This window comes from Paraburkholderia aspalathi (genome assembly GCF_905220735.1).
GTDB classification, from domain to species: domain Bacteria; phylum Pseudomonadota; class Gammaproteobacteria; order Burkholderiales; family Burkholderiaceae; genus Paraburkholderia; species Paraburkholderia aspalathi.
In genome coordinates, this window is sequence record NZ_CAJNBA010000002.1 from 921,114 (window position 1) to 942,595 (window position 21,482).

Below are 21,482 nucleotides of genomic sequence, written 5' to 3' on the forward strand. Positions count from 1 at the left end.
CACGTTCATCGCGTCGAGTTGTGCGTTGTGTAACCTATAAAACGTACTTTTACAGGTTACAAACTGGGTGTGTAACTTGTCAAGTGCATTTTTAGTAGTTACACTGCATCCATCGTCACTTCATATTCGTCATGAGAAATGGACTACCGTCAGATGCCCGCGATCCTCGTGGCCGATGCGCCCGGTCTGGATTTCCTGAACTCGATCGCGACGCCGGTGGATGAGCCGGTCGACTGGATCGGCGATGGAGAAGATCTGCTCGCCTGGCTGGAGCAGACCGGGTTCGTGCCGCCCGCGGCGCTCACGGATATACGGACCCGCTCGACGCCGGCCGAACTCGACGACGTTGCGGCACGTGCGCGCGAATTGCGCGAGTGGTTCAGGGGATTTGTGCGAAAGAGGAAAGGGCGGCCGCTTGCTGCCAAAGATTTACGCGAGATCGAACCCTTGAATCGACTGCTCGAGCGCGACCAGCAGCATGGCGAAATCGTTCCGAACACCTCGGGCGGCGCGGCAGGCTTTGAGCTTCGGGCGAAGCGGCGCTGGCAGTCGGCGGAGTCGTTACTGATGCCCATCGCCGAGGCGTTGGCGAAGCTGGTGTGTGAAGAGGACTTCACGTACGTGAAAGCGTGCGAAGGCCCCAAATGCACGTTGCTGTTTGCGGATCACACGCGTGGGCACGCGCGCCGGTGGTGCAGCATGGCGATCTGCGGCAACCGGGCGAAAGTCGCGGCTCACCGCAAGCGGATCAAGGAGCAGGAGAACAGCTAGCTTTCGCGGCCAAAGCCGCATCACACAGCAACGCACGTCGGGTCAATGTCTGAGTCGACGCCGCCTCGGCCGATTCGGGTCGCGTATGAACCTTTTGATGGAACACCGCTTCGTTCTCCGCGCAAGTCAAATGAATCCGCCGGCTGCGCGCAGTCACCATGCCGGCGGCGCGACAGTCGGTGAATCAGGCGGGAGATCGGGGTGACGGCTACGTAGGCTCGCTCTCGTACCCGCAAACAGGCAATGCAGCGAAGCGTAGCAGGGAAGGTTGCCGCCAGTTGGTTTCCGGAAGAACGAATTACTCGCGTATGTGCAGTGGCCCACACTTCTCCGTGGCTTGCCGGGCGGCACGATGCTTGCTGAAATAGTCGCGGGTGTTTTTCTTTGCGCGAAGTCGGCGCTCGGTGCAAGCGAAGGAAACTGACGCAGCATCGTGGTCAATTCCGGACTCAGACAACGCCAGTTCCGGGCTTGATTGCGGCAGAATAATCAGCTCGACCCGATTAAGATTAATTATTCCATTCGCATACTCTGACGGAAAGGCCGCGCAAGTTTGCACTGTTCATGCAAAGACCCCGGTACTATATGGTTCAGCGGGAATCGGCCCGGGAGCCAGCGTGAGAGAAGCCGGCGTGTAAGCCGGTGTGAAACGCGCCGCATATTCCACGTATAAACATGAACAATTTTATTCGACCCCCTGTTTCCTATCCGGCATCCGTCGTTTTCGTGGACGACAGCGACAGCTACCTCGATGCATTGCGCCGATTCTTTCCGGATGTTTCAACCAATCTGTTTTTCACTCGGCCCCAAACTGCACTTGCTTTCATCCGCAAACATGCTCGCGAGCATTCGCTGGTGTTTGCGCCGGCGTCGGCCGGTTTGAGCGAGGTCGGTCTGGAACGGTTCGTCGAAACCTCGGCCGAGCGGGACGTCCTGGCCCGGAATGCCCGATTTTCGGAGGTGGCCGCGGTTGTTGTGGATTACGACATGCCCGGACTCAGCGGCGTCGAATTCCTTTCGTCCATATCCAATTTGCGTTGTGCGAAGGTGCTCCTGACCGGCGTTGCGGATGAGACCGTCGCGGTAAAAGCCTTCAATGCCGGCATCGTCGATCTGTATCTGAGAAAGACGGACGCGGATTCGGCTAACCGACTGGTTCATTTTTTGAAAGATGCCAGAAACCGGCATTGTTCGGAGGCAGGCTGGTTGGGGCTGGGCGAAAACGGCCTGACCTATTGCGATCCGCGAACGAGCAAGGCCATCGACGCGGTGGTTGCCGCCGAAAACATCGTCGAGTATTACTGGCGTCCGGAGCAGAATGCCATCCTGATGTTCGACCGGGCGGGCAACCCGAGTGTTTTCCTTGCCTGGGCTGAGAACGACTGGATCGCCCAGGCGGAAATTGTGGCGGATGAGAGCGGGCCGGCGGATCTGTTGCGGCGGATGGCGGTACGCGAGTCGATGCCGATTTTCTGGCCGTACCTGGCCTATCGTCCCGGTACGAACTACAAAACGGTCACGCCGCAATCCATCCCGGGTTGGGACGACGCTTTCTATTGCTGGAGCCGAATCGATTCTGCCGACGTGGGTCTGAGCACGCAGACATTTTCGCAATGGCGCAGCGGCCGGATGCAGCAGACCCACTCATGAAGGATCGGCCCCTTCGCATAGTCCGCTATGAACCTGCCGGAATAGACCGACGTTTTCCGCCCCATTGAGCCACATGTACGCCATTCCGACCGCCTTTGTCTCTGCGCTGTTCGTGGTGTTCGGACTCTATGTACTCATCACACAAGGCGTGACGCGGCTGTCCGCGCCATTCCTTCTGATGTGCGCGGCGACATTTGCATGGCAGGGCACATGGACCTTGCTGTTCCAGACGGAAGATCCCCACATTGCGAGCGTGCTGGTCCGGGTCGGTTATCTCTTCATTCTCTTTCTGCCCACCACGTTCTATCACTTCGTCACCGAGGTGGCGGCGAGGCGCCGCGAGCGGCCCATCTTGCTCGCGTCTTACGGCATGTGTGTTGTCCTCGCCGTGCTGCTGCCCGGCAACGAAGTAGTCTCCGGCTACCGGCACTTTTTCTTTGGCTACTATCCGAGCGCCGGGACGCTGCATCCTTTGCACGTCTTGCAGACCGTGTTGCTCGCCGCCCGCAGCGGACAGCTTCTGCTGGCCGCGCGCAAGCAGGCCGGCAGTGAAGCGCGCCGGCGTCTCGATCTCTGCTTTGCAAGCCTCTGCCTATACTCGTTCGCGGCAGTCGACTATGCGGTCAACTACGGTTACCCGTTCTATCCGCCGGGTGTGCTGTTCATTGCGCTCAGCCTGGGCCTTCTCGCGATCACGATCGTTCGTTATCACCTGATTCACCCCTATGCGATCGCAGCGACAATCGCGCACGAAATCGCGACGCCGCTCGCGACGATCGCCATGCACGCCGACGAAATCGCCAGCGTATGGGCGCATGTGTTCAAAGGTTACAAGCTGGCGGTCACGCATGGGCTGTACGACGATCAGGAGGGGCATTCCGGGCAGTCCGAGCGCATCAGCCACCTCGCCACGGCGATCAGAAGGGAGGTGTCGGGCACCAGCGCGATGGTCGAGATGGCGCTCGCATCGTTCACCCTGGATCGCCTGGACCGCACTCGCTTCAGTCCTCATTCCATGCAGCAATGTGTGACGTCGGCGCTGGAACGCTATCCGTTCCGTAGCGACGAACGCGTACGCGTCACCGTGGCGCCGATCGACCCGGCGCTATGCTTTTCGGGTTCGGACACGCTGGCGGTTTTTGTGCTGTTCAATCTGCTGAAAAACGCGTTGCACGCGATTCATGTGAGCGGCGAGGGCGAGATCGCAATCAGCGCGGTTCAGGAAAACGGCTTCTGCGTACTGCGATTCCGCGACACGGGGCCGGGCATCGCGCCCGACGTGCTGCCGCATATCTTCGACGCCTTCTTCTCGACCAAGCGGCATGGAAGCGGCGCGGGAATGGGGCTCGCCTTCTGCCGCCGCGCGGCGGAATTGCTGGGCGGCACGATCGAATGCATGTCGACGCGCGGTTCACACACCACCTTCACCGTGCGCTTACCGGTACCGGGGTCGCCGGCGGACCGTGCACTGAGTAAAGCGCCGGCGCGCTCCTTGCGCCGGCGTCCGCAGTGAAGATTAAGGGTGGAATTAGCGGTGAAACTTAAAGATCAAACTCAGCGGAAAAACTGAACGGCGAAAGTCCGCCGCTGAGATCAGGCGGCCAGTGCCGTCATCGGCAGCTCATATTCCTTGACCCGTTCGACGATTCCTTCCGGAAAGCGCCTGATCTTCCGGTCCCGCCCGGCGTACAGGATCTGCTGGTAACCCTGTGAAACCTGGCGCCCATCCACGCAGAAGCGAAACAGCAGGTAGGCGGAGCATTGCTTGACCTGCACCGTGTTCAGATAGCAATCCACGTGCTGGAAGGGGAAGGTCTCGTGGACGTACTCCTGGTGCGCGCGTTTGGTCACGAACATGCCGTCCGATCCCAGCAGGTCATTGTGGATGCACTCATGAAACCACCGCTCGCGGCAAACACCTTGCCACTCGAAGTAGCGTGAGAAGTACGTATTCATGAACGCGTTCGAGTCCTTTAGATAAATATCGAACGTGTGGTGGAAGGTTTTGAGCGAGCCCGTGGCGATCGGGTCTTCCGAAAGAAGGGCGGATCCTCGGTTGAGGGCGGTAGGGATATTGTCACGCATCAACATACGATTTTCCTTTCGCAGGAACGGCTGCTTGCGGCAACCACGCATGCCTCCCTGTACGGCAGGCACATCCCATTCTGTTGGGGATGTGGGTCGTGTGGCTATTGGCTGACAAACATGTGACGAAGAAAACTGACAAAAGCCCTTGCCGTCGGCGCGGACTACGCCGCAACACTCGCTTGCAACCACCTAAGAAGCGGTTTCAATTTCTCGCGATATTCATTGCGCGGCGGATGCACCAGATAATATCCAGCCCCGGTCTCCACCACGCGCTTGAACGGCGTCACCAGTGAGCCGCTGGTGAGATTCTCTCCGACCAGGTTCAGATCCCCCAGCGCCACCCCCAAGCCGCGTGCCGCGGCGCTGAATGCGAGATCCAGCGTGTCGAACACCTGCTCCCGATACGTATGCGCGGCAAGGTTGCCTTCCTGCTGCAGCCACAGAATCCAGCCGCGCCGGCCGAAGCTGGAATGCAGCAACGTGTGGTGTTTCAGATCTTCGGGTTCCACGAGCGGCGGTGTGCCGTTAGCGATCTGCGGCGAGCAGACCGGCGTCAATCTCTCGCGCATCAGACAGGTGGCTTCCAATCCTTCCCAATTGCCGGTTCCGAACAGGATCGCCGCGTCGAGCGTGCCTTCGCCGAAATTGGTCGGCAGGAACCATGCGGTGTCGATATTCAACTGCGTGCCGGGCACTTCAGCGTAGAAGTCGGTGAGGCGCGGCAGCAGCCAGCGCGCCGCCAGTGTGGGCGTGACACGCAGGGTAATGGTCTGGCCGCCTGAGTTGGTGATGTGCATCGAGCGGCGCGCGGTTGCCAGCAACTCTTCGACGATCGGCACCAAGCGTTGGCACTCCGCAGTCTGCACGACCATGCGGGTGTGCCTGACGAACAGCGCGCAACCGAAATACTCCTCAATCTGCTGGATATGCCGGCTCACCGCGCTCTGGCTGAGAAACAGCTGCTGCGATGCAGCCGTGAAGTTGCCGCAACGGGCGACCACCAGCAGGGTTTGCAGCACGTTGAAGGGAGGATAGCGTTCGATCTTCATTTATGCACAACTCGCATGGTAACCATGAGATTTTACCGTTTGTGGCCGGAAAATTGGCGTTCTTAAATCCCTTCAACAAGTCCGGATTTCCATGCCCGAAGTAGCCTCGCAGTGAGTGCCGGGGTGCCGCCGCTGAGCATCGGGTTTGCCTTACCCAGCGGGCAGAAACACCGGATCGACGCCGTGTCGAACAATGCGTTTAAGGGAGTTTTAGTTTGGTCCGATCTACCGTCACGTTGCCCCTGCAACAGGGCATGCGAGCGTCGCAAAGCCATGCAGACAGTGCAAGTGCGTCTGAGGAGTCGGGCAACGGTTCTCAAATGGGATATGTGGAGCGCCAGCTGGTTCAGACCGCACCGCGCTGGCCGGAAGGACACCGTTCCTGCGTCGCGCTCGCGTTCGATCTCGACGGCCCGACCGGCGACGCGATGCTCAACGGCTCAATCTGGACCAACCCTTCGTATTTCACCCTGGGCAGTTATGGCCCGTGGCGCGCGCTTGGCCGTCTGCTCGATGTGCTCAACGAGCGGCGCGTACCGGCAACCTTCTTCGTGCCCGCCTGGGTTGTTGAAAACTGGCCGGATCAATGTGCGGCGATCATCGCGGGCGGCCATGAGATCGCTTACCACGGCTACCGGCACGAGGCTTTCTGGACTCTGGATCGCGACGGCCAACGCGCCGTGATGGAACGCTCCGCGGAAGTCTTCACCAAGTATCTCGGCATGCAGCCGGTTGGTTTTCGCACGCCATCGGGCGACTGGGGTCCGGACACGATTCGCGTGCTGATGGAAGCCGGCGTGCGCTATTCGAGTTCGATGCGGGGCGACGATCGTCCTTATCTGCTGCATGCCGAGGGCATCGCCGAGCCGATGGTCGAAATTCCGGGCCGCTGGGAGCTCGACGATTATGCGTCGCTGGCCTATCACCGCAACCCGGATTTTCCGGCGAGCCTCGACCGCATTGCCAGCTATGACACGACGCTCGACAACTGGCGTCGCGAATTCGACGGCTCACATCGTGACGGACTTTGCCTGACCACGCTGTTTCATCCGAAGGTGTCCGGCAAACCCGGCCGGATTGCGCTGCTGGAAAGACTGATCGATCACATGCACGCACAAGGCGACGTATGGTTCGCCACATGCCGCGACGTCGCGCAATGGTGGCTCGATAACAATGCCTCGGGACACGCGCAGGAGTTCAGCGCATGAATGCACTTCACTGGCCGCACAACGCGCGCTGCGCGGTGGTCGTCACGGTCGACTTCAACGACGAACACGGCATCCTGACTCAGGAGCCGCGTATCGCCGGCCGCGAGAAATCTCTGTCGGTCTGGCGCTATGGTGCGAAACGAGGCGTGGATCGCGTGCTCGATGCGTTCGATGAGTTCGATGTCCGCTCGAGCTGGTTCTTGCCGGGACGCGTTGCCCAAACTCACACGGATTTGCTGCGCCGTATCGACACGCAGCAACACGAAATCGGCACGAGTGGATTTCGTTGCGAGAACTTCGACACCCTCACGTTCGATGAGCAACGACAGGCGTTCCTGGCAGGTCAGCAAGCGCTCGTCGACACACTCGGTCGGCGCGTGCAGGGTTTTCGTTCTTTCTACGGCAATTGGGCGCCGGGCTTCGCGGACTTTCTTCGCAGCGAAGGGGTCACGTGGTCGTCTTCATGGCGCGGCGACGATCTGCCGTATTTTCATCTGCCGGACGCAAACCTGGGGACTGTGGTGGTTGCGGACACGCCACCGCTGGTCGAACTGCCGCTTCACTATGAACTCGAAGACGAGCCGTACTTCGTCTACAACCTGTCGCCAGCAGTACCGGTCGGACAGCCACGGATTCCCTCGTATCGGGAAGTGCTGGTGAACTGGAAGCAGGATTTCGCGGCGTTCCGCCGCTTCGGTCTGTGCTTCGTGCTGAGGCTGCATCCGGAGCTCATCGGTACAGCGGGACGTATCGACGTGTTGCGCGAGTTGCTAGCGGAGATGCGTTCGCATGATGACGTGTGGTTCGCGACGGGCGCGGAAGTAGCGGCCTGGTGGCGGCAGAACGTCGATGGCAACGAGCCCGGTCATCCGGTCGAGGTTTTTGCACGGCATCGCGAGGCTGCACGATGAGCGCGCGTGATCTGTCGCTGTCGGAGCAACTGGCGGCATTCGTCGCCGGCGTACCCGACGACGCGCTGCCTGCTGCCGTCGTCCATAAGGCCAAGCGGCACATCCTCGACACACTCGGCGCGTCGCTCGCCGGTGCCGCGGCCGTGGAGTCGCGCAGCGCGCGGGCGGTCATGTCCGGCGACGGGCCAGGCGTCGCGCAGGTCTGGGGCACGCGGCAGTCGCTCGGCCCGCGCAGCGCGGCCTTCGTCAACGGTATCGCCGCGCACGCATTGGAACTCGACGACTCGGGCGGCTGCGATCATTCCGGCGCGGTCGTGCTGCCTGCCGCATTCGCGGCACTTGCGTGCTCACCGCGACCAGTCTCGGGGCGTGAATTTCTCGCTGCAGTCGTGCTCGGCTATGACGTCGGCAGGCGAGTACTCGAAGCGTGCGGCGGATATTCGCCGCACAACGCACGCGGCTGGCATTCGACGATGACCTGCGGCGTGTTCGGCGCGGCGGCGGCAAGCGCGCGCCTCCTCGGACTCGACGCCGTGCAAACCGGCGCGGCGTTCGGCCATGCGGGCAGCTTCAGCGGCGGCCTATGGGGCTTCATTCACGACGCGTCGCAAACGAAACGTATGCATACCGGCCGCGCGGCTGAAGGTGGATTGCTGGCGGCATTGCTGGCGAGGGAAAACGTCAGCGGCCCGACGCAGGTGTTCGCGGACGTATGGGGCGGCTTCTTCAACGCGTTCGCTCCCGACACGCAGAAGCCCGAAGCCTTGCTGCACGAACTGGGCGACACGTGGAAGATCATGCGTTGCTCGATCAAGCCGCACGCGTCGTGCCGCAGCACGCATGCAGCAGTCGATGCCACGCTCGATCTGCTGCGTGACATCAGATTCGATCCGAACAGGCTCTCGAACGTGCACGTCCGATTGAGCGCATTCGTCGAAGGCATGTGCGGTGGCCGCGATTTGCGCAACCTGGCCTCATCGCAGATGAGTTTGCCGTATGCGGTTGCTTCGGTGCTGGTCTATGGCCATGCGAGGATTGGCGCTTATCTCGAGGCTGCGCGAACCGATCTGCGGGTGGCCGCGATGATGGAGCGCATCACGCTCGAGGTCGATCTGACGATGTCCGATCTGGACGAGCCCGTCGTCACGCTCACGATCGCCGATGAGATGCCGCGCTCGCGGCAGGTGCTCACGCCGCTCGGCGATCCGCGCAATCCATTGTCGGATGCAGACTTGCTGTCGAAGTACCACGCCCTGGCCACGATGGCGCTCGACGACTCATCGGCGAACGCGCTTGCCGACGCCGTACTCGATCTCGACAATCTCGCCGACGCGCGAACGCTTCTAGCGTGGCTTGGCGGCGATGCCGATGCCAAACCCGCGCTGCGATAGCACGACAGGCCGCGACGGAAGCTCAATCGTTTTGATGACAAGCGTTCAATTCTTTAAAGGTATGTCCTCCATGTCCAAGCTGAACCCGCTGCGCGTTGCGTCCCGTTTGATGGCAGTCTGCCTGTCGACCTTTCTCTTCGGCGCTGCAGCCCATGCGCAAGCGTTGCCTGATTCGATCGCCAAGGCCAAGGTCATCAAGGTCGCGGTCAACTCGATCTACCCGCCGATGGAATACAAAGACCCGGAGAGCGGCGAATTGACCGGTTTCGATATCGACCTCGGCAATGCGATTGCAAAGCAACTCGGCGTCAAGCTGGACTGGCAGGAGTCAGCGTTTGAACAATTGCTGCCCTCGCTCGCTACCGGGCGTGTGGACATGGTGTTGAGCGGATTGAGCGATGTGCCGGGGCGCCGTGATACAGCGGACTTTCTCGACTATCTGAATTCAGGCGCGCAGTTCTACATCCTGACGGGCGCGCATGGCGGCGAGATCCGGCAGTCGGCGGATCTGTGCGGGAAGTCGGTCGGCACGAGCCGCAGCACGTCGTTCCCGGCGGACACCGCAGCATGGAGTACGAAGAACTGCGTCGGCAAGACGCCGATCACGGTAGTGGGTACGGAAGACACGTCATCCGCGCGTATGCAGTTGAAGCAGGGGCGAATCGTGGCAGGCGTGCAGGGCAGCGAAACCCTGCCGTACGCAATGAAGCTCGAACCGAACACCTACAGGCCCATTGGTGAACCGTTCGCGGCTTCGCCTGAAGGTATTGCCTTTGCGAAATCCAACCCGAAGCTGCGCGATGCGGTGCGGGCCGCGCTCGACAAGCTGGTCGCGAACGGCACATACAGTGCGATCGTGGCGAAGTGGGGCCTGCAATCGAGCGCGGTTCAGCAGGTGACGATGAACGGCGCGAAGGACCATTGAAGCAGATGGGTCACTCGACGTATTCGCTCAGCCACGTGGCGAATGCGGACACGAGCGGCGTATCGGACAACTCCTGCCGGGACACGAGGTAATACGCGTGTCTCGACGGCACGGTGATGTTGAACGGCCGGATCAGCGTGCCGTCCATCAGGTCGTCCCGCACCGAGAAACTGTCGCCGAGCGCCACACCCTGACCGTGAATCGCCGCTTCGATACCGATATGCGCATTGCCGATTTCCAGAATCCTGATGCCCTCGAGTTTGTCGGCCGATGCATGCGCGAGCCATCGCATCCACGACCCCGAGTGCTCGCAAAACAGCGCTTTGCCCGCGAGATCCTCGGTCTTGCGGATCGCGTTGGGACCGTTCATCAAGGCGGGACTGACCACCGGAAACAGCGCGGGATGCGTAATCAGCGTGACGTGACGATCGCGCCAGCGGCCTTCTCCGTAGCGCACGCATACGTCGACATCGGGCGAATACACCTCGCGGTCGTCGTTGGAGGGGATCACTTTCAGATTGACCGCCGGGTACTGGTCGAGAAACTCGCCGATGTGCCGGGCCATCCAGCGCGACGTGAACAGCAGCGGCGTGGACACGACGAGATCGCCCGCCATCTCTGGTGAGTCCAGCTTGACCACGGCGTTGGCGATCATGTCGAACGCGTTTTTGACGGGCTGCAGCAAAGCTTCGCCTTCGCGCGTCAGCTTCACGCGCGCCTTTGATCTGACGAACAGCGTAACGCCCAGTGATTCTTCGAGAATGCGGATCTGATGGCTGACCGCGCTGGCGGTCACGTGCAACTCCTGCGCGGCGCCGGCCACGCTCGAGCGCCGTGCCGCGGCTTCGAACGCACGGAGGGGATTGAGCGGTGGCAGACGGTTTCGCATGTGGCGGGAAGAGATGCTGAGAAAAATTTCATTTGAACGGAATTTAATTCTCGCTACAAGAAGAAAAACTGGATACGTACAGTGGAGTCAACTTAACTGAGGGCTGGCAGCGATGAATATTTCTGAACCGATCGAGCGTTTGTGGGGTGGGCGTTTCAAGTCGGGGCCGTCGGCGGCGCTCAAGGCGTTGTCGCGTTCGGACCCGAGCTTCTTCCGGCTCGCGCCTTACGATCTGGCCGGTTCTCGCGCTCATGCACAGGAGTTGCGCCGCGCGCAGATCCTGACCGAGGATGAACTGCAGCAACTGCTCGGAGAAATGGACAAGCTGCAAGCGCAGTACCTCGCAGGCGAGATCGGACCGTCGCAGGATGACGAGGACGTGCACACGTTCCTCGAACGCGAATTGACGCAGCGTTTGGGCGCCACCGGCGGCAAGCTGCGCGCGGGCCGCTCGCGCAACGACCAGGCGGCCAACGACCTGCGCCTGTTCCTGCGCGACAAGGCTCGCACGCTGACGCACGCGGTGATCGATTTGCAGAACGCACTGATCGAACAGGCCGATGCGCACACCCGCAGCGTGACGGCGGGCTTTACCCATCTGCAGCCGGCGCAGCCGGTCGTGTTCGCGCATCATTTGCTGGCGCACGCGCAGTCGATTTACCGCGACGTCGATCGTCTGGTGGACTGGGACCGGCGCAGCGCGCGCTCGCCGCTGGGCGCGGCAGCGCTGGCGGGCTCGGCGATCTGCCTCAGCCCGGAGTTGTCAGCCACTGAGCTCGGTTATGACGCGCCGTGTGAGAACTCGATCGACGCGGTCGCTTCACGCGATCACGTCGCGGAATTCGTGTTCATCGCGAGCATGCTGTCGGTGAATCTGTCGCGGCTGTCGGAAGAAGTGATCCTGTGGACGACGCGCCAGTTCGGCTGGGTCGTGCTGGACGATGGCTACGCGACGGGCAGCTCGATCATGCCGCAGAAGAAGAACTCGGATATCGCGGAGCTTACGCGCGGCAAGGCGGGGCGATTGATCGGCAATCTTGGCGGCCTGCTGGCGACGCTGAAGTCGCTGCCGCTCGCCTACAACCGCGATCTGGCGGAAGACAAGATCGCCGCGTTCGACAGCATCGACACGTTGGAGTTGGTATTGCCGGCAATGGCTGGCATGATCCGCACGATGCAGGTGAACGTGGACGAGATGCGCCGCCAGGCGCCGCTGGGTTTCACGCTCGCCACGGAGGTGGCCGACTGGCTCGCGCTGCGCGGTATTCCGTTCAGTGAGGCACACGAGATCACGGGCGCGCTGGTGCGGGCGTGTGAAGAGCAGGGCATCGAGCTGGGTGAAGTATCCGTGGCGACGTTGGCGCAGGTGGATGCGCGGCTGGAAGCGTCGGTGCTGGAGCACGTGACGCTCGAAGCGGCGGTGGCCGCGCGCAGCGGCTACGGCGGCACGGCGCCGGCTCGCGTGGAAGAGCAGATCACCCGGCTGCGTGCGGCGATCGACCGGCAGGCCGCGTGGGCAGCGGACTACAGGGGGCCATCATGGTAAGCGTTTCCAACGATCGGGCGGCACTGCCCGCGGAGGCTCAGAAGCAGATGACAGAGATGAGTGAAGACGTCACCGACATTTCGGATCTGGTCCATGTGCGGCGCCGCTACTGGGGCCGTTATGTGGCCTCTGCGGCGATCATCGCGTTGATTGGGTACGTGGTGTTAGCGTTCGCGCATGGGCAGATCGAATGGCGTTACGTCGCGCGCTTCCTGACGGCGCGTTCGATCCTGAACGGCCTCGTCAACACGATCGTGATGACGGTGCTGGCGATGGTGCTGGGCGTGGTGCTCGGCGTGATCACCGCGATCATGCGGCTGTCACCCAATCCGGTTTTGCAAGCGGTCGCGCAAGGCTATGTGTGGCTGTTTCGCGGCACGCCGGTGATCCTGCAATTGCTGCTGTGGTTCAACCTCGCGCTGGTGTTTCCGTCGATGGGGATTCCGGGCCTGTTCGAATTTCGCACGGTGGACGTCATGACGCCGTTCCTCGCGGCGTTGCTGGGTCTGGGGATCAACCAGGGGGCGTACACGTCGGAAGTGGTGCGCGCGGGGCTGCTGTCGGTGGACACGGGCCAGTATGAAGCGGCCAAGTCGATCGGCATGCCGCGGCTGCAGGCGCTGCGCCGGATCATTCTGCCGCAGGCGATGCGGGTGATTGTGCCGCCGATTGGCAACGAGCTGGTGGGGATGGTGAAGCTGACCTCGCTCGCGAGCGTGATCCAGTATGCGGAGATGCTGCACAACGCCGAGAACATCTACTACGCGAATGCACGGGTGATCGAGCTGTTGATGGTGGCCGGGGTCTGGTACCTGGTGGTGGTGACGGTGCTGTCGTTCGCGCAGTCGCGGGTGGAGCGGCACTACGCCCGCGGGGCGGGACGTGCATCGGGCCGGCAATGAAGACGCCGGCGACGACAGGACAAGGAGCCGAAATGAATTCAATCGTTCGCGCGGTCGACGTGCGCAAATCATATGGCGAGTTCAAGGCCTTGCAGGGCATCACGCTGGATGTGGCCAAAGGCGAGGTGCTGTGCGTGATCGGGCCGTCGGGCTCGGGCAAAAGCACGTTCCTGCGCTGCATCAACCAGTTGGAGAAGATCAACGAAGGGGCGCTGTGGGTGAACGGCGAACTGGCGGGCTACCGGCGCGTGGGCAACCGGCTGCACGAACTGTCGGAGCGGCAGGTGGCGCGTCAGCGTCTCTCGACCGGCATGGTGTTCCAGAAATTCCACCTGTTCCCACACAAAACGGTGCTGGAGAACGTGACCGAAGGTCCGGTGCAGGTGCTCAAACGGCGTCGCGCGGAAGCGGAAGAAGAGGCGCGTTCGTTGTTGAAGCGCGTAGGGCTCGCTCATAAGTGTGATGCGTTTCCGGTGGAACTGTCCGGCGGACAGCAGCAACGGGTGGCGATTGCACGTGCACTGGCGATGCATCCGCAACTGATGCTGTTCGACGAGCCGACCTCGGCGTTGGATCCCGAACTCGTGGGCGAAGTGCTGGCGGTGATGCGGGACCTCGCGCGAAGCGGCATGACGATGATCGTGGTGACGCATGAACTGGGCTTTGCACGCGAGGTAGCCAACCGCGTGGTCTTCATGGATCAGGGGCAGGTGGTGGAAACCGGCACACCTGATCAGGTGCTCGGGCAGCCAAAACATAAACGTACGCAGGATTTCATCTCGGCCGTGCTGTCCTGATCACAACCGCGGGTTCCAACTGGGACCCGCTTTTCAGATTCTTCTAACAAGCGAGTTTCTATGAACGCGTCCCTTCGTTTGCGTGAATGGTTCACCCTGGTTGTTGGCGTCGTGGCGCTGCATGCGCCGCTGCTTCATGCACAAACCGCTTCGTCGATTGGCAAGAGCACGCTCGTCGCGGCGATCGTGCCGAACTATCCGCCGTTCGAATACAAGGACCCCGCTACCGACAAGCTGATGGGCTTCGACGTCGATCTCGGCGAAGCGCTTGCCGCGAAGCTCGGCGTCAAGCTCGAATGGCAGGAAACCAACTTCGACCAGATGATGAGCGCGCTGACGACGAAGCGCGTCGACGTGATCCTGTCGGGCATGACCGATCTGCCCGAGCGCCGCGGGGCGGTGAACTTCCTCGACTACATCACGACCGGTCCGCAGTTCTATACGGTGAAGGCGCGTGCGGGTGAATTCGCGACGATGGATGCGTTGTGCGGGAAGACTGTCGGAACGAGCCGCCGTACATCGTTTGTGAACGATACGACGAAGTGGAGCAATGAGCATTGCGTGAAGGCAGGTAAGCCGCCCATCAAGGTGGTCGGTACGGATGGCTCGTCGGACGCGCGCATGCAGTTGCGCCAGAACCGGATCGATGTGGCAGTTCAGGGCGGTGAGACTTTGCCGTACCAGAACTCGATTGAGCAGAACGCGTACGCGCCGATCGGCCAGCCATTCCTGTCGCAGTACACCGCGATCGGCATGTCGAAGGACAACGCGGCGCTCAATACGGCGTTGACCAATGCGTTCAATCAATTGATCGCTGACGGCACCTATCAGAAGATCCTGGCGAAATGGGGTTTGCAGCAACACGCTGTGCCGAAGGCGCTTGTTAACGCTGGGACTTGATACGGTCGGCCGCTAGCCTCGCCCAGGCTGTCATCAGGCTCGACAGATGGTTGGCCCACGCCGCTGGCTTCCCGAGCCAGCGGCCCATGGTAGTGGGCTTGAGCGCTTCGAAGCCGCCGTGCGTTTTCAGCTCCGAGCCATCGCCTTGCCGACATGCTCCGCAAACGCTTTCACCTTCGCCGAATGCCGGCGCTCCAGCGGGCTCACCAGATGGATCGGGATGGGGATCGTGTCCCAGTCCGGCAACATCCGCTGCACTTCGCCACTGGCTAGCTCGTCGTCGAACAGCCATGTCGGCGAATAGCCAATCCCCATACCCGCGAGCACCGAGGCCCGCATGACCTCGCTGCTGTTGGTTTGCAGATTGCCTTCGACCCGCACGATGCGCGTGGTTCCCACCGGATCCGTCGCGCCGGGCCCCGCCGTAAAACGCCACGCGTTGCGCATCGCCAGTTCGGTGTAGACGATGCAGTTGTGCTCGACCAGGTCGTCGGGAACGCGTGGCGCTTTCGTTCCTTTGGGCAGTGAGCGCACATAGCTGCGATGCGCCATCAGCATCCGCTGTGCCGTTCCCACGCGACGCGCGATCAGGCTGCTGTCCGGCAGATCGCCGAGCCGCACCGCGACGTCGATCCCCTGTTCCACAAGGTCGACAAAACCATCGCTCAGGCGCAGGTCGATCTTCACGCCCCGATGCTCTGCCAGAAACGACTGAACCAATGGCATGAGCTTGAGGCGCCCGAAGCCGACTGACGCCGCGATTCGCAGCCAACCCGTCAGTTGCTGTTCGCCGCGCCGCAGCGCGCCTTCGGCCTCCGCGATCTCCGCGACGAGGCGCCGCGCCTGCTCGAAATAGTGTTCACCTTCTTCCGTTAGCGCGAGCGAACGCGTGGTTCGCGTCAGCAGCCGTGCGCCCAACTCGCGCTCGAGTGCCGCGACCTGTTTGCTCACTGCGCTTTGCGTCGTGTCGGCCTCGTGCGCGACCGCGGAAAAGCTGCCGGCCTCCACCACGCGCACGAACGTCTTCATTGCCTGCAGCTTATCCATTTTGCTCAATATATTCCTATGCGGAATCAGTCATATGAGCATACACCATCTATATCCCCAATCTGGAATCAGTCAAAGTGCAGTCATCGCAAACGCGATTCGATGCAACCCAATCCAAGGAGTACGGACATGAACTCACCCGTCGTTCTTATCACTGGCGCGCTGACCGGTATCGGCCGCGCTACCGCTCTTGCTTTTGCTCGCGAAGGAAACCGCGTGGTCGTCAGCGGTCGTCGCGAAGAGGCAGGTCAGGCGCTTGCCGCCGAATTGCGCGCGCTCGGTGCTGAAGCTGAATTCCTGCGCGCCGATGTGCGCTTCGAAGCCGAAGTGCGCAGCGTAGTCGAGCAAACCGTGGCGCGTTTCGGGCGCCTCGACGTGGCGGTCAACAACGCAGGCACGGAAGGTCAACTGGCGCCGATCGTCGAGCAGACAGCAACCAACTACGAAGACACGTTCTCGGTCAACGTGCTCGGCACGCTGCTGTCGCTCAAGCACGAAATGCGCGTGATGCTGGAGCAGGGCGCGGGTTCGATCATCAACCTCTCCTCGATCGCGGGCCAGGTGGGCATTGCGGGCGCGTCGGTTTACGCGGCCAGCAAACATGCGGTCGAAGGCCTCACGAAGAGCGCGGCACTCGAAGGCGCTGCCGCAGGCGTGCGCGTCAACGCCGTGGCGCCGGGGCCTGTCGCCACCGAAATGCTCGACCGTTTTGCCGGCGGCAGCGAGGAGGGCAAGGCCGGTTTCCTCGCGACGATACCGGCGCGACGCGCCGCGACTCCGGACGAGATTGCCCAGACCATCGTCTTCCTTGCGAGCGACAAGGCGCGCTACCTCACCGGACAGAACATTGCAGTCGACGGCGCCTATACCGCGCAATAACGCACAGGTTTTCCCACCCAGCTTCATTCATCTTTTTTACTCAGGAGTATCACCATGACCACCATCAACGTCCCGACACGCGACGAAGTTTCCCCGGCTAACCAGGCTATCTTCGACAAGCTCAAGAGCAGTCTCGGCACTGTGCCTAACCTGTACGCGACGCTGGCCCATTCGGAGCATGCGCTCGGCAGCTACCTCGCGTTCCAGAACGCGAAGAGCAGTATCACCGGCAAGGCGCGCGAAATCGTGAACCTCGTCGTGAGCCAGGTCAACGGCTGTGAGTACTGTCTGGCAGCACACACGATGATCGGCAAGATGAACGGCTTCACCGACGAACAGATTCTCGAAATCCGCAGTGGCAAGGCAAGTTTCGACGCGAAGTTCGACGCGCTCGCGCGCCTGGTGAAGAGCATCACGGTCAACCGCGGACACGCCGATCAGGCGCTTGTGGATGCGTTCTTCGCTGCGGGCTGGACCAAGGCCAATCTGGTCGACACGATCGTCGTGATCGGCGACAAAACCGTCACTAACTACCTGCACTCAACGACTCATGTGCCGGTGGATTTCCCTGCTGCGCCGCAACTTACTGCATGATGGTTGCAGCCGGGCAAGGCACGGTGTTCATGAGATGCCCGCATTGCCCGGCTGACTGGAGCGTTACCTGTATCTATCCAGTCAGCGGTCCCGGCAAGTCAGCCAGGTGCCTGACTACAATGAAGAGCCTTGAAAGCAATCCCGATGAACTGCAAGCGATCAATTAAGCACGGAGAAGACGATGATAGAACGACACATGGTGACGACAGCGTTTGACCTTCCGGGCCACAGGATAGAGCGCTCATTCGGCGTCACTCGCGGGATCATCGTTCGGTCCCGGTCCATCGTTGGCGCACTTGGCGCATCGCTGCAGACAATTTTCGGAGGCAACATCACGCTTTACACGTCGCTGTGTGAGCGAGCGCGGCAGGATGCATACGACCGCATGATTGCCCAGGCCGCGGACCTGGGCGCAAACGGCATCATCGGTATGCGGTACGACGCAACCGAGATAGCGAGGGGCATTACGGAGGTGCTGTGTTACGGGACGGCGGTCCGCGCGACGTTGCTGGCTTGAAGAGCCTGTGCCGATCAGCGCTGAGAACATGACCACATGGTCATGTAATGCTTTGCGAGTGAAATGGGTTTGTATGCCTGCATGAATCGTGGCACGATGGTTTTTTGACCGGGCGTGATTCTGGGCGATCCGCGCCAGTAGTGGCGAATCGCACATGTGTCGAATATAACTATGCATCGCAGGCGTTTTGTATTGGCTGCACTGAGTGCGGCAGGCGTGACGCTCCGTGCGCATGCAGCATCCGTAGACCCATTCGCTATCGTATACCCGCACTACCGCCCCGAAGATTGGGCACGTGCGATCTTCCCCCTGGCGGTGCTCGACCTCGCAATGAAAGCGGCCGGCGCCGATTACGTGGCGCGGCAGGCTGACGTCCTGATGGAACGGGGGCGTGCGCTGGCAGAACTGGCGGGCGGGAGCAACGCCATCAATCTGCTCTGGACGAGTACGGACGCCGAGGCGGAACGCGGCTTGAACGTGGTACGGATTCCTATCAATCGCGGGCTGATCGGCCACCGGATTTTTGTCATACGAAAAGATCGTCAGGCTGATTTCGACAGGGTGAGGAACCTGGACGATCTGAAGGCATTGACGGGCGGTCAGGGGCTTGGCTGGATCGATACAAAGATCATGAGAGCAGCCGGTCTGAACATAGAGACGGTTCCCTATGAGACGGTGTTCGACATGGTCCAGGGTGGCCGGCTGGACTATTTTCCGCGCGGTGCTATTGAAGCTTTCGCGGAACTGGACGAGCCGCGGCACAGAGATCGGGATCTGGTTGTCGAGAAGCACCTGCTTCTGAAATACCGGTCGGACTTTATTTTCTACGTCTCCACGAAGCACGCAAGCCTCGCCCAGACCATTAACAGGGGGCTGGAGAAGGCCTATCTCGACGGATCGTTCATGCGGCTGTTCAACTCGCATCCCTACATTCAGGACGGGCTGCTGCGTTCCAACCTCGCGAGCCGCAAGGTCTTCGTTCTCGACAATCCGTATCTTTCCGAAGAAGATCGCCGGATCCCGGGCAAGTACTGGATGAGCTAATGTCGTGCGGGCTTGGAGGCGTGCTTTGCTTCAAGCATCATCGTGTCGCCGGCCATCTTAAGAAAACTATCAACGATTGGATTGGTGTACTGCAGCTGCGGACATACGGTGAACCCCCGAAACATGACGTCCGGTGAAAACGGCCGAAACTGGATCTTCGTGGGATTGGCATCGATAGTCGCGAGCGGATTCACGATGCCGATTCCCAGCCCGCGCGACACCATCGCGCAAATCGTCGCGCCGTATGGCGTTTCGATAGTCGGCACCTGATTGACTTCCGCCTGACGCAACACGCGATCCAGCGACGACCGCGTGTCGTCCGCATACGAAGCCAGAATCAACCTTTCGTTACGCAGATCGCGTGCATGGATACGTTTGCGCGCGGTCAGCGGATGCCCGGCCGGTAGCGCACACACGCCGGGGAGCCGGTATAACTCGGCGCTCGTCACACCGAACGCCTCGGGCGTAGTCGTAGCAAAGCCAATATCGCAATAGGCCGACGACGCCCAACGCTGGATCGTGCCTTCACTGCGCATTTCCAGCGATATCGCGATGCGTGGATAGACGGCGAGAAAACGCTCGATCACCATCGGGATGAACGACAACGCAAGCACCGGCGCCGCGACAAGCCTTAGACGGCCACTGCCGAACTGGCGGATTTCACGCGCGGAATGCGCCAGTTTCTCGATACCCACAAAACTCCGGTCCACTTCGCGATAAAACGCGCTCCCCGCATCCGTGGCCTGAATCCGTCCGCCGTTGCGCGTGAACAGCGCCAATCCCGTCGAAGCTTCCAGTTCCGCAATCAACCGGCTGACGCTTGGCTGCGACGTGCCAAGCTCCTCGGCGGCGGCGGTCATCGAGCCGCGCAACATGACCAGCCTGAACGCATCGATCTGCCGCTGATTCATCGTTTTGCCTCGTCTGCCTTCGTTAATCCGGCTCCCAGCTTGCCATATCAAATTTGAATGGCGGACGTTTTTGGTCGTATTTGACCGGATGGTCGACGAAATCCTAGACTGGCTTGCATCTTCTTACCGGCCATAGACGATGCGCTCCGATGCCCTGCTGCTTCACGACGATTTTCGCGTGGCCCCGTACTGGTGGGACGCCGCGCCGCCCGAAACGGCCCGTGACGCGTTGCCGTCCGGCGTCGACGTGGTGATCGTCGGCAGCGGCTATTGCGGCTTGTCGGCGGCTGTGGAAGCGGCGCGCCTCGGCGCCAGCGTCGCCGTGCTCGACGCTGCGGAGATCGGGGCGGGCGGCAGCACGCGCAGCGGCGGCATGGTGTCGAGCGGACAGAAACTCGCGCTGACCAATGCGATTCGTGGCGTATCGGCAGAGCGGCTGGGACGGCTGATGCGCGAGTCGATGGCGAGCTTCGATTACCTGAAGCGCCTTGTCGCCGAGGAGTCGCTCGACGCCGATCTGCAGATCACCGGCCGTTTCTTCGGCGCATTCACGCCGCGCCACTTCGATCGCTTGCGGCGCCAGGGCGATCTGTTGCGCGAGAAGACCGGCGTGACGGTGCACGTCGTGCCGCGCGCGGAGCAGCACACGGTGATCGGCTCCGACTACTACTACGGCGGGATTCTCGTCGATGAATACGGCGGTCTGCATACGGCGAAATATCATCGCGCGCTGCGCGATCTCGCACGGCGTTGCGGTGCGACTTTGCATTCACATGCGGGCGTGGAACGAATCGAACGCAATGGCGCGGGTTTTCGGGTTCACGCAACGCGAGGCAAAATCGACACGAAGCATGTGCTGGTCGCGACCAACGGCTACACCGGACGGCTGCTGCCGTTCTTCGCGCGGCGAGTGCTGCCGGTCGCGAGTTACCAGATCGCCACGGAGCCGCTGCCGCCCGGACTGATGGCCGTGCTGAATCCGGGGCGGCGCATGATCAGCGATTCGAAACGCAATCTGTTCTACACGAGGCCGTCGCCCGACGGCACGCGAATGCTGTTCGGCTCGCGCCCCGCTATCCGCGAGGTGAGCGAACGTGAAGCGGCGAGGATGCTGCACGCGAAGATGATCGAGTTGTGGCCCGCATTGCGCGACGTGCGCATCACGCACGCGTGGAAGGGCTACGTCGCGATGACGGGCGACAAGCTCGCGCATATCGGTGAACAGGACGGCATTCACTACGCGCTCGGCTGCAACGGCAACGGTGTCGCGCTGATGAGCTATCTGGGCTCGCGAGTCGCGAGATCCATGCTCGGACTCGATGCACAGGCGGGCGCGTTCGGTGAGGGCACGTTTCCGGTCAGCCCGGCCGGCATGGCGAGCCGCCTGAGCGTGCCGGTCGGCACGGCGCTCTACGCGTTCGACGATTTCTGGAGCGGCCGCGCGCGCGCCGCGCTTTCTTGAC

At 61.5% G+C, this 21,482-nt stretch carries 21 protein-coding genes; 16 read left to right on the forward strand and 5 right to left on the reverse strand.

The features are described 5' to 3' along the window. Positions 1-138: 138 nt before the first annotated feature. The 3 genes from KHO30_RS14900 to KHO30_RS39550 all read left to right on the forward strand — a co-directional run bounded on the left by KHO30_RS14900 (position 139) and on the right by KHO30_RS39550 (position 3,934). Positions 139-771, forward strand: coding sequence for a CGNR zinc finger domain-containing protein (locus KHO30_RS14900; protein WP_211701409.1), 633 nt, complete (start codon positions 139-141; stop codon positions 769-771). A gap of 675 nt (positions 772-1,446) precedes the next feature. Then, the gene (locus KHO30_RS14905; protein WP_093642667.1) at positions 1,447-2,421 is read left to right on the forward strand and encodes a response regulator; all 975 of its coding nucleotides are present in this window, start codon (positions 1,447-1,449) and stop codon (positions 2,419-2,421) included. A gap of 73 nt (positions 2,422-2,494) precedes the next feature. Next, on the forward strand, positions 2,495-3,934 hold the full coding sequence (locus tag KHO30_RS39550; RefSeq protein ID WP_200651690.1) for a sensor histidine kinase: 1,440 nt from the start codon (positions 2,495-2,497) through the stop codon (positions 3,932-3,934). A gap of 80 nt (positions 3,935-4,014) precedes the next feature. Here KHO30_RS39550 and KHO30_RS14915 read toward each other — a convergent pair whose 3' ends face one another. Next, positions 4,015-4,512, reverse strand: a complete 498-nt coding sequence (locus KHO30_RS14915) for an acyl-CoA thioesterase (RefSeq protein ID WP_054041457.1) — start codon at positions 4,510-4,512, stop codon at positions 4,015-4,017. Positions 4,513-4,670: 158 nt separating this feature from the next. Continuing rightward, positions 4,671-5,558 (reverse strand): LysR substrate-binding domain-containing protein, encoded by an 888-nt coding sequence (locus KHO30_RS14920; RefSeq protein ID WP_211701410.1) that lies wholly within the window; start codon positions 5,556-5,558, stop codon positions 4,671-4,673. A gap of 215 nt (positions 5,559-5,773) precedes the next feature. On the opposite strand from KHO30_RS14920, the gene KHO30_RS14925 reads away from it, so the two are divergent. From KHO30_RS14925 to KHO30_RS14940, 4 genes are all read left to right on the forward strand, one after another. Then, positions 5,774-6,766 carry a polysaccharide deacetylase family protein gene (locus KHO30_RS14925; RefSeq protein WP_234487662.1) on the forward strand — a complete coding sequence of 331 codons (993 nt, stop codon included), beginning with the start codon at positions 5,774-5,776 and terminating at the stop codon, positions 6,764-6,766. After that, positions 6,763-7,677, forward strand: a complete 915-nt coding sequence (locus KHO30_RS14930) for a polysaccharide deacetylase family protein (RefSeq protein WP_211701411.1) — start codon at positions 6,763-6,765, stop codon at positions 7,675-7,677. Before KHO30_RS14925 ends, KHO30_RS14930 begins: the two co-directional genes overlap by 4 nt. Next, entirely contained in the window at positions 7,674-9,068 is a 1,395-nt protein-coding gene (locus tag KHO30_RS14935; RefSeq protein WP_211701412.1) for an MmgE/PrpD family protein, read from the forward strand. The genes KHO30_RS14930 and KHO30_RS14935 overlap by 4 nt, the downstream gene beginning before the upstream one ends. Before the next feature lie 70 nt (positions 9,069-9,138). Beyond that, positions 9,139-9,993 carry an ABC transporter substrate-binding protein gene (locus KHO30_RS14940; protein ID WP_234486785.1) on the forward strand — a complete coding sequence of 285 codons (855 nt, stop codon included), beginning with the start codon at positions 9,139-9,141 and terminating at the stop codon, positions 9,991-9,993. Positions 9,994-10,003: 10 nt separating this feature from the next. On the opposite strand, the gene KHO30_RS14945 is transcribed toward KHO30_RS14940, so the two are convergent. Continuing rightward, the gene (locus KHO30_RS14945) at positions 10,004-10,882 is read right to left on the reverse strand and encodes a LysR substrate-binding domain-containing protein (RefSeq protein ID WP_093642647.1); all 879 of its coding nucleotides are present in this window, start codon (positions 10,880-10,882) and stop codon (positions 10,004-10,006) included. Between the two features lie 112 nt (positions 10,883-10,994). Here KHO30_RS14945 and argH point away from each other — a divergent pair, with 112 nt between their 5' ends. The 4 genes from argH to KHO30_RS14965 are packed head-to-tail and all read left to right on the forward strand — an operon-like array spanning position 10,995 to position 15,027. Beyond that, positions 10,995-12,428: an argininosuccinate lyase gene (argH, locus tag KHO30_RS14950; protein ID WP_211701413.1), complete on the forward strand. Its 1,434-nt coding sequence runs from the start codon at positions 10,995-10,997 to the stop codon at positions 12,426-12,428. A 47-nt stretch (positions 12,429-12,475) separates the two neighbouring features. After that, a complete protein-coding gene (locus KHO30_RS14955; RefSeq protein ID WP_211701825.1) occupies positions 12,476-13,330 on the forward strand; it encodes an amino acid ABC transporter permease in 855 nt (284 codons plus the stop codon). A gap of 32 nt (positions 13,331-13,362) precedes the next feature. After that, positions 13,363-14,127 carry an amino acid ABC transporter ATP-binding protein gene (locus KHO30_RS14960; protein WP_211701414.1) on the forward strand — a complete coding sequence of 255 codons (765 nt, stop codon included), beginning with the start codon at positions 13,363-13,365 and terminating at the stop codon, positions 14,125-14,127. Positions 14,128-14,187: 60 nt separating this feature from the next. After that, a complete protein-coding gene (locus KHO30_RS14965) occupies positions 14,188-15,027 on the forward strand; it encodes an ABC transporter substrate-binding protein (protein WP_211701415.1) in 840 nt (279 codons plus the stop codon). A 126-nt stretch (positions 15,028-15,153) separates the two neighbouring features. Here KHO30_RS14965 and KHO30_RS14970 read toward each other — a convergent pair whose 3' ends face one another. After that, on the reverse strand, positions 15,154-16,074 hold the full coding sequence (locus tag KHO30_RS14970) for a LysR family transcriptional regulator (RefSeq protein WP_093642639.1): 921 nt from the start codon (positions 16,072-16,074) through the stop codon (positions 15,154-15,156). Positions 16,075-16,203: 129 nt separating this feature from the next. On the opposite strand from KHO30_RS14970, the gene KHO30_RS14975 reads away from it, so the two are divergent. The 4 genes from KHO30_RS14975 (at position 16,204) to KHO30_RS14990 (ending at position 19,108) form a co-directional block, all read left to right on the forward strand. After that, positions 16,204-16,953 (forward strand): SDR family NAD(P)-dependent oxidoreductase, encoded by a 750-nt coding sequence (locus KHO30_RS14975; RefSeq protein WP_093642637.1) that lies wholly within the window; start codon positions 16,204-16,206, stop codon positions 16,951-16,953. 54 nt (positions 16,954-17,007) lie between these two features. After that, positions 17,008-17,547 carry a carboxymuconolactone decarboxylase family protein gene (locus KHO30_RS14980; protein ID WP_200651703.1) on the forward strand — a complete coding sequence of 180 codons (540 nt, stop codon included), beginning with the start codon at positions 17,008-17,010 and terminating at the stop codon, positions 17,545-17,547. A gap of 181 nt (positions 17,548-17,728) precedes the next feature. Beyond that, positions 17,729-18,064, forward strand: a complete 336-nt coding sequence (locus KHO30_RS14985) for a YbjQ family protein (RefSeq protein ID WP_093642632.1) — start codon at positions 17,729-17,731, stop codon at positions 18,062-18,064. A 192-nt stretch (positions 18,065-18,256) separates the two neighbouring features. Then, on the forward strand, positions 18,257-19,108 hold the full coding sequence (locus KHO30_RS14990) for a hypothetical protein (RefSeq protein ID WP_341865795.1): 852 nt from the start codon (positions 18,257-18,259) through the stop codon (positions 19,106-19,108). On the opposite strand, the gene KHO30_RS14995 is transcribed toward KHO30_RS14990, so the two are convergent. Further along, positions 19,105-20,019 (reverse strand): LysR substrate-binding domain-containing protein, encoded by a 915-nt coding sequence (locus KHO30_RS14995; protein WP_093642628.1) that lies wholly within the window; start codon positions 20,017-20,019, stop codon positions 19,105-19,107. The two genes, KHO30_RS14990 and KHO30_RS14995, sit on opposite strands and share 4 nt — an antisense overlap. Positions 20,020-20,158: 139 nt before the next feature. Here KHO30_RS14995 and KHO30_RS15000 point away from each other — a divergent pair, with 139 nt between their 5' ends. After that, positions 20,159-21,481 (forward strand): NAD(P)/FAD-dependent oxidoreductase, encoded by a 1,323-nt coding sequence (locus KHO30_RS15000; protein ID WP_211701416.1) that lies wholly within the window; start codon positions 20,159-20,161, stop codon positions 21,479-21,481. Position 21,482 lies beyond the last annotated feature (1 nt).